The sequence below is a fragment of the uncultured Roseibium sp. genome (genome assembly GCF_947496995.1).
Classification (GTDB): Bacteria; Pseudomonadota; Alphaproteobacteria; order Rhizobiales; family Stappiaceae; genus Roseibium.
In genome coordinates this window covers 112,403-126,235 of sequence record NZ_CANMFD010000001.1, presented here as the reverse complement: position 1 = coordinate 126,235, position 13,833 = coordinate 112,403, and the positions used below count along the sequence as shown (strand labels likewise).

At 62.0% G+C, this 13,833-nt stretch carries 15 protein-coding genes; 13 read left to right on the top strand and 2 right to left on the bottom strand.

Annotated elements, in window-relative coordinates; genetic code table 11:
• Nucleotides 1-4: 4 nt before the first annotated feature.
• The 7 genes from Q1B40_RS00635 to Q1B40_RS00605 all read left to right on the top strand — a co-directional run bounded on the left by Q1B40_RS00635 (nt 5) and on the right by Q1B40_RS00605 (nt 7,181).
• Nucleotides 5-1,297, top strand: coding sequence for an amidohydrolase family protein (locus Q1B40_RS00635; protein ID WP_299808493.1), 1,293 nt, complete (start codon nt 5-7; stop codon nt 1,295-1,297).
• An 81-nt stretch (nt 1,298-1,378) separates the two neighbouring features.
• Entirely contained in the window at nt 1,379-2,263 is an 885-nt protein-coding gene (locus tag Q1B40_RS00630) for a MurR/RpiR family transcriptional regulator (RefSeq protein WP_299808491.1), read from the top strand.
• Between the two features lie 118 nt (nt 2,264-2,381).
• Entirely contained in the window at nt 2,382-3,635 is a 1,254-nt protein-coding gene (locus Q1B40_RS00625) for an ABC transporter substrate-binding protein (RefSeq protein ID WP_299808488.1), read from the top strand.
• 78 nt (nt 3,636-3,713) lie between these two features.
• Nucleotides 3,714-4,583, top strand: coding sequence for a carbohydrate ABC transporter permease (locus Q1B40_RS00620; protein ID WP_299808485.1), 870 nt, complete (start codon nt 3,714-3,716; stop codon nt 4,581-4,583).
• Complete coding sequence (locus Q1B40_RS00615) at nt 4,573-5,397, top strand: carbohydrate ABC transporter permease (RefSeq protein WP_299808481.1); 825 nt, start codon at nt 4,573-4,575, stop codon at nt 5,395-5,397. Before Q1B40_RS00620 ends, Q1B40_RS00615 begins: the two co-directional genes overlap by 11 nt.
• A gap of 12 nt (nt 5,398-5,409) precedes the next feature.
• The gene (locus Q1B40_RS00610; protein WP_299808479.1) at nt 5,410-6,159 is read left to right on the top strand and encodes a glycerophosphodiester phosphodiesterase family protein; all 750 of its coding nucleotides are present in this window, start codon (nt 5,410-5,412) and stop codon (nt 6,157-6,159) included.
• Nucleotides 6,156-7,181: an ABC transporter ATP-binding protein gene (locus Q1B40_RS00605; protein ID WP_299808476.1), complete on the top strand. Its 1,026-nt coding sequence runs from the start codon at nt 6,156-6,158 to the stop codon at nt 7,179-7,181. Before Q1B40_RS00610 ends, Q1B40_RS00605 begins: the two co-directional genes overlap by 4 nt.
• A gap of 52 nt (nt 7,182-7,233) precedes the next feature.
• On the opposite strand, the gene Q1B40_RS00600 is transcribed toward Q1B40_RS00605, so the two are convergent.
• Together Q1B40_RS00600 and Q1B40_RS00595 are read right to left on the bottom strand one after the other, a co-directional pair.
• Entirely contained in the window at nt 7,234-8,754 is a 1,521-nt protein-coding gene (locus tag Q1B40_RS00600) for a tripartite tricarboxylate transporter permease (RefSeq protein WP_299808473.1), read from the bottom strand.
• 5 nt (nt 8,755-8,759) lie between these two features.
• Nucleotides 8,760-9,203, bottom strand: a complete 444-nt coding sequence (locus Q1B40_RS00595) for a tripartite tricarboxylate transporter TctB family protein (protein WP_299808470.1) — start codon at nt 9,201-9,203, stop codon at nt 8,760-8,762.
• A gap of 137 nt (nt 9,204-9,340) precedes the next feature.
• Between Q1B40_RS00595 and Q1B40_RS00590 the strand changes: the two genes are divergently transcribed.
• The 6 genes from Q1B40_RS00590 (at nt 9,341) to Q1B40_RS00565 (ending at nt 13,815) form a co-directional block, all read left to right on the top strand.
• On the top strand, nt 9,341-10,108 hold the full coding sequence (locus Q1B40_RS00590; protein ID WP_299808467.1) for an IclR family transcriptional regulator: 768 nt from the start codon (nt 9,341-9,343) through the stop codon (nt 10,106-10,108).
• A 190-nt stretch (nt 10,109-10,298) separates the two neighbouring features.
• Nucleotides 10,299-11,273 carry a tripartite tricarboxylate transporter substrate binding protein gene (locus Q1B40_RS00585; protein WP_299808464.1) on the top strand — a complete coding sequence of 325 codons (975 nt, stop codon included), beginning with the start codon at nt 10,299-10,301 and terminating at the stop codon, nt 11,271-11,273.
• 63 nt (nt 11,274-11,336) lie between these two features.
• Entirely contained in the window at nt 11,337-11,906 is a 570-nt protein-coding gene (locus Q1B40_RS00580) for an NADPH-dependent FMN reductase (RefSeq protein WP_299808461.1), read from the top strand.
• A gap of 38 nt (nt 11,907-11,944) precedes the next feature.
• Nucleotides 11,945-12,553, top strand: coding sequence for a nuclear transport factor 2 family protein (locus Q1B40_RS00575; protein WP_299808458.1), 609 nt, complete (start codon nt 11,945-11,947; stop codon nt 12,551-12,553).
• A gap of 60 nt (nt 12,554-12,613) precedes the next feature.
• On the top strand, nt 12,614-13,495 hold the full coding sequence (locus Q1B40_RS00570; protein ID WP_299808455.1) for an intradiol ring-cleavage dioxygenase: 882 nt from the start codon (nt 12,614-12,616) through the stop codon (nt 13,493-13,495).
• Between the two features lie 77 nt (nt 13,496-13,572).
• The gene (locus tag Q1B40_RS00565; RefSeq protein WP_299808452.1) at nt 13,573-13,815 is read left to right on the top strand and encodes a TOBE domain-containing protein; all 243 of its coding nucleotides are present in this window, start codon (nt 13,573-13,575) and stop codon (nt 13,813-13,815) included.
• Nucleotides 13,816-13,833: the final 18 nt, after the last annotated feature.

The window sequence follows — 13,833 nt, the reverse complement described above, 5'->3', positions numbered from 1 at the left end:
GCCGATGAGTTTTGATCTTCTCGTCAGGAACGCCAACCTGCCGGACGGCCGCACCGGGGTCGACATCGCCTGCCGGAATGGTGTCATTGCCGCCGTTGAACAAGACATCACGGCCGAAGCGAAAGAGACGATCGATGCAGGCGGCCTGCTGGTGACGCCACCCTTCGTCGACAGTCACTTCCATATGGACGCGACCCTGTCCCTCGGCCTGCCGAGAATGAACCGCAGCGGCACGCTGCTGGAAGGCATCGCGCTGTGGGGCGAGCTGAAGGAGATCCTGACGGTCGAGGCAGTGGTCGAACGCGCCCTGAAATACTGCGACCTTGCCGTTTCCCAGGGCCTGCTGGCGATCCGCACGCATGTGGACGTCTGCGATGACCGGCTGACGGGCGTCAAGGGACTGCTGGAAGTCCGGGACAAGGTCAGGGACTATATCGACCTTCAACTCGTCGCCTTCCCTCAGGACGGGCTCTTCCGCTCGCCGAACGCGGAGAAGAACCTCCTCACCGCGCTCGACATGGGCGTCGACATCGTCGGGGGCATTCCGCATTTCGAACGCACCATGCAGGATGGCGCCCGCTCCGTCGCAAGGCTCTGCGAGATCGCGGCCGAACGCGGCCTGATGGTGGACATGCACTGCGACGAGACCGACGATCCGATGTCGCGGCACATCGAGTCGCTGGCTTACGAGACCCAGCGACTGGGTCTTCACGGCCGTGTGGCCGGCTCGCATCTGACCTCGATGCACTCCATGGACAACTATTATGTTTCCAAGCTGCTGCCGCTGATTGCCGAGGCGGAAATTCACGCGATTGCCAATCCGCTGATCAACATCACGTTGCAGGGCCGGCACGACAGCTATCCGAAACGGCGCGGCCAGACCCGCGTGCCCGAGTTAAGGTCCCATGGCGTCAATGTCGCCTTCGGTCATGATTGCGTGATGGATCCCTGGTATTCCATGGGCTCCGGCGACATGCTGGAAGTCGCCAGCATGGGGCTGCATGTTGCCCAGATGACCAGCCGCGACGACATCCGCTATTGCTTCGAGTGCGTCACCAGCCATCCCGCAAAGGCAATGGGGCTGGAAGGCTACGGGCTTCAGACCGGCTGCAAGGCGGATTTCGTGCTGCTGCAGGCGCGCGACACGATCGAGGCGATCCGGCTGAAGGCGACACGGCTCAAGGTGGTCAAGGGCGGCAAGGTGATCGCCTCGACAGCGGCGCGGATGGCCCGTCTGGACCTCCCCGGACGTCCGGTGTCCGTCGATCCCGCCGGATACGCTCCGAACGAGTCCTGATCCGGTTCGGGCGAACCGACTGTAATAAAAATTTCATCGTTCTGTTTTCTGCAATTCAAATTGCAGCGCTAGCGTTCGCGCATGACAAAACAGATTCCGCCTTCGGGCTTCCTGAGCGATCTGATCACCAGAAACGCGTCGAAACTCACCGGTTCCGACACGCGCCTGCTGGACGTGCTGATCCAGGATCCCTTCCGGGCTGTTCTGGAAAACGGCACCGAAGTCTCGTCTCGCGCCGGCGTCCACCCTGCCTCCGCCGTCAGGCTGGCCAGGCGCCTGGGGTTTGACGGCTATCCGGAGTTCCGGACTTTCCTCAAGGCCAATCTGGTCGAAGGCGACGCCGATTTCGAGAACCCGGCCGCCCGAATGGCGGCCCGGCTGGTGCGGGCGGAAGAAGGCCAGGTTCTGTCCTCCGTCATCGACAGCGAAATTACCGCCCTGGACGTCCTCCGCAACACGGTTTCGGATGCAGATATCAGACGCTTTTCGGAAACCCTGCGCGACAGCCGGCGGATTTACGTTCTCGGCCGTGGCCATGCGGCGAGCCTGTCGTCGCTGATTTCCCTTCGGCTTCAGCGCTCCGGATATGACGCCATCGATCTGGGCGAGCGGATGCACCAGTTCGCCGAGACAATCCACACGATGACGAGCGAAGACGCGGTCTGGCTGCTCGCTTTCCGGCGGCCGGTGCAGATGATCCAGGACGTCAACAGGATTGCCGCCGAGCGCGGCGCGAAGAGGCTGGCGCTGACGGATATCCATGCCGCCCGCTTCGACCCTGCACCGCTCCATCACATCAGCGCCGCGCGCGGCGCGGCAGGCGAATCCCAGTCCCTCGTCGTGCCGATGACCATCGCCAATGCCGTCATTCTCGACCTTGCCGGCATCGATGAAGGCCGCTCGATCCGGTCTCTCAAGGACTACAAGGACTTCCGGCAGACCCTGCCCGTGCAATGGAGACGCTGATGCACGCAACGGCAGCGACGCAATGGCTCCCGATCCATAACAGAACCGTTCTCACCAAATAACGGCGCGCACTCCCCACCCGATAAATAAACCTGTTTACTCTGAAAGAGGACAAACGATGCTTGGCAATCTCAAAACATTGTTTCTCGCCGGTCTTGTCGGCCTCGGCGGCGTTGCCGCCGCACAGGCCGACGTCACCGTCGAATTCTGGCACAGCTTCGATGGCGGCAGCGGCGAATCCCTGGGCAAGATCATCGAGAATTTCGAAGCCGCCAACCCGGGCATTCACATCGAAGCCCAGAATATCGGCAACTACAACGACATCGTCGCCAAACTGCAGGCCGCCATTCCGGCGCGCCGGGCACCGGACGCCGTCATCATGGAAGTGACCCGCTACGGTCTTTTCGCCGACCGCGGCGTGCTGCTGGACCTGACCGACCATGTCGACAACGACCCGCTGAAGGACGACCTGTTCGACTTCGCACGGGAAGTCGGGGTCTTCGAAGGCAAGAACTACATCGTTCCCTTCAACTCCTCCACGCCGGTCCTTTATTACAACAAGGACATCTTCGCACGCGCGGGCTTCACCGAGGAACCGGCCCTGAAGACCTATGACGATCTTCTTGCGGTTTCCAAACAGATCACCGAAAAGCTCGGCGATGAAGGCATAACCGGCATCGCCGCACCCGGCCAGTTCGCGCGCTGGGGCCTGATCATGGACAATGACAGCGACCTGATCGACAGCAAGACCGGCGAGATCCTCATCGACAGCCCGAACACGATCGAGGCCTACGAATGGATGGCCTCGCTCGTGCATGAGCACAAGGTGGCTTCGGCCGACGGCGTGACCAAGGAAAACAACGGCCGCGACGCGTTTTTGGCGGGCAAGGTCGGCATCATGCTGAACTCGACCGGCAACTACACCCGCTCCCAAAAGGCGCTCGGCGACAACCTGGCGGTCCTGCCGATGCCGTGCAACAAGGTCTGCGCCGTGCCGATCGGCGGCGCGGGTATCGGCATCCTGTCGTCCTCGGACAAGGAGGTCCAGGACGCGGCCTACAAGTTCATCAGCTTCGCAGCGTCTCCGGAATCCAACGCCATCTGGTTTTCGGGTACGGGCTACATGCCGATCAACAAGCACACGGCCGAGCAGCCTGTCGCCGCCAGTGCCGTTCAGGACAAGCCCGGCATCACGGTCGCGATCGATCAGCTCGATTTCGCCCGTGGCCGCCCGCGGCCGCCGGTGGTCACCTGGATGCGCGCCTCCGAATATGACGTGTGGCAAGCTCTGGCCCTCGGCCAGCGCGACGTCGAGGAAACCCTCAAGGACTTCGCCGAGCGCACGCGCAAGGAAGCCGAACGGACCAATTAAGGTTCCGGTTCCGAACGCCTGAAAATACCAGCATCGGGCTTCCCGGCGAAGCCCGATGCCTGCCAACAGGTCCCGCCGATGTTTTCCAGACTGACACCCTATCTCCTGGTGCTGCCGCTGATGTCGTTCATCGCGGTCTTCACCTATATTCCCATCGCCGCCAGCATCAATCTTAGCTTTCGCGAGTGGGATTTCCTGTCGCCGACGATGCCCTTCGTCGGGCTGGAGAATTACCGGCTTCTGCTGTCCTCGCACGAATTCTGGAATTCGGTGCGGGTCACCGCGCTGTTCGCGGTCATATCCGTGCCGATCCGGCTCGGGCTGGCGCTGATGGTGGCGAGCTACCTTGTCCGCGAGACCTTGCCCTCAAGACTGCTGCGCGGCGCGCTGTTCCTGCCCTCGGTAACCTCAACCGTGTCCATTGCCGTGGTGTTCTCCTGGATGTTCGCCACCGACTACGGAATGGTGAATGCCTTTCTCGTGAGCCTGGGTCTTGGCAGGGTTCCCTGGCTTCAGGATCCGCAGCTCGCCCTGTGGGTGGTGATCATCGTCAACACCTGGAAGCAGCTCGGCTACGACATCGTCATCTATATCGCCGGGCTGCAGGCCGTGCCGCAGGAGCTCTACGATGCAGCGGCCGTCGACGGCGGCAGGAAGGGTCATGTCTTCCGGCGTGTCACCGTGCCGCTGGTGATGCCGACGACCTATTTCCTGCTTGTTGTCTCGGTGATCGAGGCATTCCAGATCTTCACCATCGTCGATGTCATGACGAAGGGCGGCCCCGCGGGCGCCACCGACATGCTCGTCAACATGCTGTACCGGGTCGGCTTCACCCTGTTCGACATCGGCCAGGGTTCGGCGCTGGCGGTGCTCCTGTTCATTCTCCTGATCGCACTGGCGCTGTTCAAGTCCCGCGTTCTTGGCCGGAGGGTTCACTATGAAGCCTGACGTAACGAAATCCGGCAACAGGATCCTCCCATGGCTCGCGCTGGCGGGTGGCCTGCTGTTTCTTTTCCCGGCGCTCTATTCGATCTTCATGTCGTTCCAGACGGTCGATGCCTATTACACCGGCACGCTCGACTTCACGCTAGAGAATTACCAGCTCGCCATCGGGCAGTTCCACTTCGCCCGCTATCTCTTCAACAGTCTCATCGTCTCCGGGACGGTCACCGTCATGGGTCTGGCATCTGCCACGATGGCGGCCTTCGCTTTCGCAAGGTTCCGGTTTGCGGGCGGCAACCTGCTTTTCGCGGCCGTGGTCGCGACGCTGATGATCCCCAGCCATATCTCGCTCATTCCGAACTACCTGTCGCTTGCCAGGGTCGGCCTGCTCGACACCTATGCGGGGCTGATCCTGCCGGCCATCTCGAACGGCTTCGCCGCGTTTTTCCTCAGGCAGTATATCCGCGGAATTCCGGTCGCCCTTGACGAGGCGGCCTACATGGACGGCGCGACACCGCTGCAGGTGCTGTGGCGGGTGATCGTGCCGATCGCCAGGCCGGCGATTTTCTCGATGGGCCTTTTCATCTTCATTTCCGAGTGGAACAGCTACATCTGGCCACTCGTCGCCGTCGGCGATGAGGATCTCTACACGCTGCAGGTCGGGCTGGCCCGGCTCTACAAGGTCAACCCGGGTGAGGACGTCGTCAACTGGCCGCTCGTCATGGCCGCCTCGACCATCACCATTCTCCCGATCCTTCTCGGCTTCATTTTCGTCGAGCGCCACCTGGTGCGCGGCATCACCATGGGCGCCGTCAAATAAATGGAACTTTCGATGACCCGTATTGCATCCCATCGCGGCGGCACGCTTGAATTCGGCGACAGCACGCCGGCCGGTTTCGCCGCCACCGCGGAACTGGCCCTTGAGGAGGTCGAGTTCGACCTTCACCCCACCTCGGACGGCGCTCTTGTGGTCCATCACGATCCGACGCTGGACCGGACCACGGACCGGAGCGGCGCGATCCGCGACATGAGCGAAGCCGAGGTGCGCGCTGCCGTTATCGATTATGGCGCTGGCGGTCATCCGCTGCTTCTGGAAGAGCTCTGCTCCCTTTACCGGGACAGCCGTGTGGATTTCCGCTGCGAGATCAAACCCGGGCCGGACGGCCGGCCATACGAGGGTTTTGTCCCGTATGTGGTGGAAGCGCTTGAGCGGCAGGGCATGCTCGAGCGCACGGTGTTTTCCTCGTTCCTGATCGAGACACACAAGCATCTGGCCGCGGCGACGGAGCGGCCGCGGCTCTGGCTTGTCAGCCCGCCCGTGCTGACCCAACTCGGCGTCCCGACGGTCATCAAACTCGCCAGGGACCACGACATTCCCGAAATCGGTGTTCATGTGGACAGAGCCGACCGGTCTCTCCTGAGCGCGGCCCAGGCGGCCGGGCTGGAATTCGGCTGCTGGGCGGCCCACACGCGCGAACAGATCGAAAAGGCGCTGACGCTCGGCGTGAAGGTTTTCACCACCGACAGACCGAGCCTTGCCATCGCCATCCGCAACCGCCTGCAAACGGACGAGACCAGATGAGCAGCATTCAGCTAGAGAACATCCGCAAGTCCTATGCGGGCGGACCGGAAGTCCTGCATGGCGTCTCCATGGATATCCGGGCCGGGGAATTCGTCGTCATCGTCGGCCCGTCCGGCTGCGGGAAATCGACGCTCTTGCGGCTTATCGCCGGGCTGGAGACCTGCGTGGAGGGAAATATCCTCATCGGGGACAAACGGGTGAACGCACTGCCGCCGCAGGACCGCGACATCGCGATGATCTTTCAGAACTACGCGCTTTATCCGCATATGAGCGTGCGTCAGAACATCGCCTTCGGGCTGGAGCTGCGCGGCATGCCGAAGGCCGAGCGCAACGCCCGGGCAGAAGACGTCGCCCGGACGCTGAAGCTCGAAGCCTATCTCGACCGCAAGCCCGGCGCGCTTTCCGGCGGCCAGCGCCAGCGGGTCGCCATGGGCCGGGCTCTGGCCCGCGACAGCTCGATCTTCCTGATGGACGAACCGCTCTCCAACCTGGACAACGCCCTCAGGGTGACCATGCGCACGGAAATCAAGGAACTGCACACGCAGTTGGGCGCGACCGTGGTCTATGTCACCCACGACCAGACAGAAGCCCTGTCCCTGGCGGACCGGGTCGCGGTGATGAAGGACGGCGACCTCCTGCAGTTCGACACGCCGAGTGCGATCTACGACCGGCCGGCCAATCGCTTCGTCGCCGGTTTTCTCGGCGTGCCCGCGATGAACTTCATTCCCATAGAAACCCTGCCCCACTGGCCGGGACGCAGCGGCCTGACCGTGGGCCTTCGGCCGGAGAACATGCAGCTGCATACAAGCGAACCCGAGGGGCAGGCGTTCGCGGGAAGAGTGCTTCTGTCCGAAATGACCGGCTCCGAGCTGATCCTCCACTGCGAGACCGAACTCGGCCGCCTGACCGTGACCACACCGCGCCGGGACATCGCCGGCGGCCAGACGGACGTCTGGGTCGGGCTCGACACGGACCGGGCGCTGTTCTTCGACAACGGGTCGGAACGACGGGTGAATCTTTAAACCGTCCATGTCCGGTTCCGTACAGGCGGTCCCTCAGATGCCGGACCAGATCCTAACCGGAGACGGCGTCCGGTTGCGATTTTCTGCGCTTGTTGCCACGCAGGTTCAGATAGGTGACCAGGGCCAGGAGACTGAAGCCGATCAAAAGGATGCCCGCACTGACAGGCCGTTCGAGAAACACCATCGGATCACCGCGCGACAGCAGAAGCGACCGGCGAAGATTGGTTTCAAGCAAGGGCCCAAGCACGAGACCCAGCAACAACGGGGCCGGTGAGAAGCGCAGATACCGCAGACCATAGCCGACAACGCCGAAGGCGACCGCCAGGTAGACATCGAACACGGAATTGTGGATCGAATAGACGCCGATGCAGATGAAGATCAGGATTGCCGGATAAAGCACGCCATAAGGGATCGACAGGATCCGCACCCACAGGCCGATCAGCGGCAGGTTCAGGAACAGCAGGAAGATGTTGCCGATCAGGAAGCTGACCGTGAGACCCCAGAAGAGTTCCGGCTGATCCACCACGAGCCGCGGGCCCGGCACGATACCATGAATGATGAGCGCCCCCAGCATGATCGCAACGATGGCGTCGCCCGGAATGCCCAGGCTGAGGGTGGGGATGAACGCTGCCTGAGCAGCGGAGTTGTTGGCCGCTTCCGGGGCCACAACCCCTTCGATAGCCCCCTTGCCGAACCGCTCCGGCTCCCTGGATATCCGCTTTTCCAAAGCGTAGGCCACGAAAGTGGACAGGGCGGCGCCAGTGCCCGGAAGGATCCCCAGAACGGACCCCACCGAAACGCCGCGCAGGGACGGTTTAACCGACCGCCGCCAGTCGTCACGGGTCGGCAGCAGGGACTTCCAGGACACGTCGACCTTCCGGACCGACCCGCTTTTGATGCGCCCGGCGTTGGCGATCACCTCCGAAATCCCGAACAGGCCCGTGGTGACGATAACCAGGTTCACGCCGTCGCTCAGGTTGGGGAAGCCAAAAATGAAACGCCGCATGCCGGTGTTCACATCCGTACCGACGATCCCCAGCAGCAGGCCAAGTAGCACCATAGCGACGGATTTCGCCGGAGAACCGTCCCCCACGAGTGCCGCCGCCATGAGCCCGACCACCATGAGCGAGAAATACTCCGCCGATCCAAAACTGAGCGCGACCTGAGCAAGCGCAGGCGCGAATGCGGCCAGGATCGTGATACCGACAATCCCGCCGAAGAACGACGCGATGGTGGTCATGAACAGGGCAACGCCTGCCCGCCCCTGCTGCGCCATGGGATATCCGTCGATGCATGTGACAGCCGCTCCCGCCGTGCCCGGCAGGTTCAGCAGAATCGAGGCGGTCGAACCGCCATACATGGAGCCGTAGTAGATACCGGCGAGCATGATGATCGCGTCGGTGGGCGCCGCATAGAAGGTGAGCGGCAACAGCATGCCAATGGTGGCAAGCGGGCCGATCCCGGGCAGGACACCGATGGTCATGCCGAGCGTGACCCCCAGCCCGCAGTAAAAAAGGGCGGACAGACTGAGCGCCACGGAAAAACCGAGCGCAAGATTGGAAAAAAGGTCCATGCCGGTCACATCGCGAAAGGAGAAATGGGAAGTTTCAGAAAGGTCACGAAGACCAGCGTGCATCCGATGGACAAGACCACCGCGAGGAGGGCGACCGTGCGCAGGCGCAGCGATCTGTCGGCAAGGCTGGCGATGAAGACGCCGGCGAACACCGCAGGCACGAGGCCGGACCGTTCGAGCAGAAATCCGAACACGACGATTGCTGCCAGCACCGCGCAGAGATTGCGCCAGGGCACCGCCTCCGGTTCCTGCTGCTCATCCTGTCCGGCGCGCATATCCGATATCAGGATCACGAGGCCTGTCCCTATCAGAAGCAGCGACACCGCGAAGGGGAACACCGCCGGTCCAATCATGCGCGGGGATCCGAACGGATAGAGTGCCGCCTCCCAGAGGGCAATCGCTCCGACGAGCATGACGCATGCGCCGGCAAGGAACACCCGCGGCGTCAATCCTGATGTGCTTGTAGAAATGACGGAGCCGCTCCCAACGCCGAAGGCAGAACCGGGCAACTGAAAGATCCTTCTTGCAGACAACCCGATTTGCACTGTAGAAAGTTTACAATTGTAAACTGATTGGCATTATGAAAATGACATCCATCCGAAAAGTCAAGTCGGCGGATCGCACGCTTGATCTGCTTGAGACCCTCGCCAGGGCGTCCGACCCCATGCACGCGGCAACCCTCGCGGACGCTCTCAGCATCCCAAAGAGCAGCCTCTTCCACCTTCTGGGAACCTTGACCGACCGCGGCTACACCGAACAGGTTGCCGGCGGAGCTTATCAGATCGGCCCGATGATCGAGCAGCTTGCCCGCAGCAGGGGAACTGCCGCCCAGGTTCCCCAGATCATTGAACCGGTGCTGGCGGATTTGTGCACATCCATCAACGAGACCTGCAGCTTTAACGTCCAGACCGGAGACGAGGTTGAAGTGGTCGCAACGAAAGCCGGACGGCAAGCTCTCACTTACACCATGCAGCTCGGGGATCTCGCGCCGCTTTATGCGGTTTCCGCAGGCAAGATCCTGCTGGCGGAGCAGAGTGACACCTGGATTGACGGGTATCTGGACCGCATTCGCTTTGAAAAATTCACGCCCCACACGATCCGCTCACCCGAGCGGCTGCAGCGCGATATCGACCGGGCCAGATCTGAAGGCTTCGGTTTCGTGGAAGAGGAATTCACGCCGGGAATCGTTGGTCTTGCGGTTGCGATCCGGCGCAACGGGGCAGCAGTCGGCGCACTGAATGTTGCCATTCCGAGCGTCCGCTGCGACTCGCAGAAGCTGTCGCAGGTCCGCCAGCAGCTCCGGATTGCCGCCAACCGGGCAACCGCCCTGCTGGCCAACGGATCCCGCTCGTAGAGCTTTTCAGGAGACGGCCCGACACCACCGGGCCTAAGCCAGCCGCACCACTTCGAGCCTCTTTTACGGTCAATTTCTATTTGACAAAGCATGTTTACATATATCAATTTGTTCACAAATAAGAACACGTCGACGTGCATGACCGCGAACACAAGAATTTCAGTCGCGGTGACCTTGGAGGAGGATCGAAATGAAAAAGCTGCTTTGTGCGGCTGTCGGGCTCGCGGGCCTCACAGCTCTTTCAACCGGACCGGCGGCCGCTGCCGACGATTGGCCGGACCGTCCGGTCAGTGTTGTCGTTGCCTATGGCGCCGGAGGCGGAACGGATACGCTCTCCCGCATCTTCGTGGAGCCGCTTTCGGCCGTCCTGGGACAGCCGGTCGTTGTCGAAAACCGGCCGGGAGCCGGTGGAACGATCGGTGCCGCCAGCGTCGCGAAGGCCGACCCCGACGGCTACACGCTTTACATGATGGCAAATGGCCACTCCGTGGCCGGTGCAATGTATGCCAGTCTGCCCTATGACCCGGTCGCCGATTTCCAGGGCGTCTCGCTGGTAGCCTCAATGCCGCTCGCCGTGCTGGTGCGCCCCGACTTCGAAGCCGAGACCTTCGAGGATCTCGCCGCCCTCATCAAATCCAGGCCCGGCGAGCTGAATTTCGCCAGCGTCGGCGTCGGATCCACCCAGCACTTCACCGGCGCCCTGCTTGCCGAAGCCGCCGGGCTCGACATCGTCCACGTCCCCTATCAGAAGACTCCCGAGGCGCTCGCCGCGCTTCTGTCCGGGGAAGTCGATGTCCTTGTCGAGGTTCTGGCGCCGATGCTCGGCCAGATTGAATCCGGAGACGTGAAAGCCCTGGCCCTGACCAGCAAGGACCGGCATCCCCGTCTGCCGGATCTTCCGACAGCGGCGGAATCCGGCGTGGACGGCTTCGATGTCTCTACCTGGTACGGCATTGCCATGCCCTCGGGCGGCGATGTGGCTCTGGCCGGAAAGATTTCCGATGCGGTCGCCGAGGCCCTGAAGGATGAGGCGCTTCTGGAGAAATTCTCCGCGCGCGGCTTCATCGTCAAACCAAGTTCCGCCGATGCCTTCAACACCCAGATCGCCGAGGCGGTGGCCCAATGGTCCGCGGCCCGGGAAAGTGCCGACATCCCGCAGCGCTGAGCTGCACCCATGCCACTCTGCCGCGCGGGGACCCTCCGCGTGGCGCAACCCTCCTGAAGGCTCATGTCAGAAAATCTCTCGTTTCTCGTCATCTGCGGCTCCCTGCGTGCCGGCTCGTTCAACCGCATGATCGCCAATACCCTGCCGGAGCTTGCCCCGGCGCATGTGTCCATCGTTCAGGCGCAATCGTTCAAGGGCGTCCCCCTTTACGATGCAGACGAGCACACATCGAACGGCTTTCCGGACGCTATAACCGCCCTGGGCGAGCAGGTCAGGCAGGCCGACGGTGTGGTGATTGTCAGTCCGGAGTATAATTTCTCCGTTCCGGGTGGTCTGAAGAATGCGATCGACTGGATTTCACGGTTGCCCGAGCAGCCGTTCAAGAACAAGCCTGTCGCGCTGCAGTCCGCCGCAGCCGGCATGCTCGGCGGTGCCCGGATGCAGTATCACATGCGCCAGGTCATGGTTTTCCTGGACGCTGTTGTCCTGACCAAGCCGGAGGTCTTCGTCTCCTTCGCCAAGAGCAAGGTCGATGACAGCACCGGCAAACTGGTGGATGCGGACACCCGCAAGATCATTTCACAGCAGCTTGAAACCTTTGCAGGCTTCGCCCGCCGTTTCACCGACGCCTGAGCTGCGGTAACCCATATTTTCCAGGAGTAACAGGGCCTATGTCCTTTTCAGAAGAGTTATCGGACCGCCTGGCCATTCGGGACCTGGTCGAGAACTGGGCCGTCTGGCGCGATGCCTGCGACTGGGAGCGGTTCCGCACCGTCTGGCATGACGACGGTGTCATGCAGGCGACCTGGTTCCAGGGCACGGCGGATGAATTCATCGCCGTCAGCAAGGCCGGGTTCGAAAAGGGTGTGCGCATCCTGCATTTCCTGGGTGGCACCTCGATAGAGCTTGCCGGCGCCCGCGCCATTGCCCAAACGAAGATGACGATCAGCCAGCGTGCCGAAGTCGAGGGTGTGCCTTGCGACGTGGTCTGCACCGGCCGCTTCTACGACTTTATCGAAAAGCGCGACGGCAAATGGGGCGTGGTCCTGCGCCAGCCGATCTACGAGAAGGACCGACTCGATCCGGTCGACCCGACACAGGCACCGAAACTCGATCCGCAGATTCTGAAGTCATTCCCGGAAGGCTACCGGCACCTGGCCTATCTGCAGGCAGGCATCGGCTATCCGGTCAAACGGGACATGCCCGGCCTGACCGGCAAAGAGGTCGAACGGCTCTATGAACGTGGCGCCACCTGGCTGTCAGGCGGACCTGCGACCTGAGCGGAGCAGACCGACATCAGCGCGACAGGTGACGGCACAGACTTACCCATAGGAGGCCCCATGGAAGCGTATGAGAACGGGTACTTCACGGAAGAGAACTCCGTGGAAGTGGTCACCGGCAGGAACAAGAATGCCAAGGACGCCCGCCTCAAGGAGGTGATGGACGTCGTTACCCGCAAGCTTCATGAAGCGGTCAAGGAACTTGAGCCAACCCAGGAAGAATGGTTTCAGGCCATCCAGTTCCTGTCCCGGACAGGTCAGCTCTGCACCGAATGGCGGCAGGAATACATTCTCCTGTCAGACGTGCTCGGCGTCTCCATGCTGGTCGACGCAATCAATAACAGGAAACCCTCCGGCGCATCCGAAAGCACTGTGCTGGGGCCGTTTCATGTCGAGGATGTGCCCCTGTCCCGGATGGGCGACAATATCTGCCGGGACCAGAAAGGCGAGGACATGCTGGTCCACGGCCGCATTCTGGATACCGAGGGACAGCCGGTCGAGGGTGCGATCATCGACGTCTGGCAAGCCAACGACGAAGGCTTTTACGATGTCCAGCAAAAGGGCATTCAGCCAGAATTCAATCTTCGCGGTGTTTTCCGCACCGGAGCGGACGGGAGCTATTGGTTCCGGGCGGTCAAACCCCGGTTCTATCCGATCCCCGACGACGGCACGGTCGGCAAATTGCTCGGCAATCTCGGCCGTCATCCCTTCCGGCCCGCACATCTGCACTACATGATCAAGGCGGACGGGTTCGAACCGCTGACCACTCACATCTTCGATCCCGACGACCGGTACATCAATTCCGATGCGGTGTTCGGCGTGAAGGAAAGCCTGCTGGCCGAGTTCAGGAAAGTCGAAACCCCGGCACGGATCAGGGAACTCGACTTCACCGGCCCGTTCTTCTGGGAGGTCGAGTACGATTTCGTGCTGGCGAGAACCTGATACCGCCTGCAGTTAAGGACCCTTGGAAATTCACGCCACCACGCCGGCCCGGCGTCGGCATCCTGCACCGGTGCATTTTGCCGGAGAACATGCGGCTGCATACAAGCGAACCCGAGGGGCAGGCGTTCGCGGGAAGAGTGCTTCTGTCCGAAATGACCGGCTCCGAACTTATCCTCCACTGCGAGACCGAACTCGGCCGCCTGACCGTGACCACACCGCGCCGGGACATCGCCGGCGGCCAGACCTCCGTCTGGGTCGGGCTCGACACGGACCGGGCGCTGTTCTTCGACAACGGCTCGGAACGACGGGTGAATCTTTAAACCGTCCATGTCCGGTTC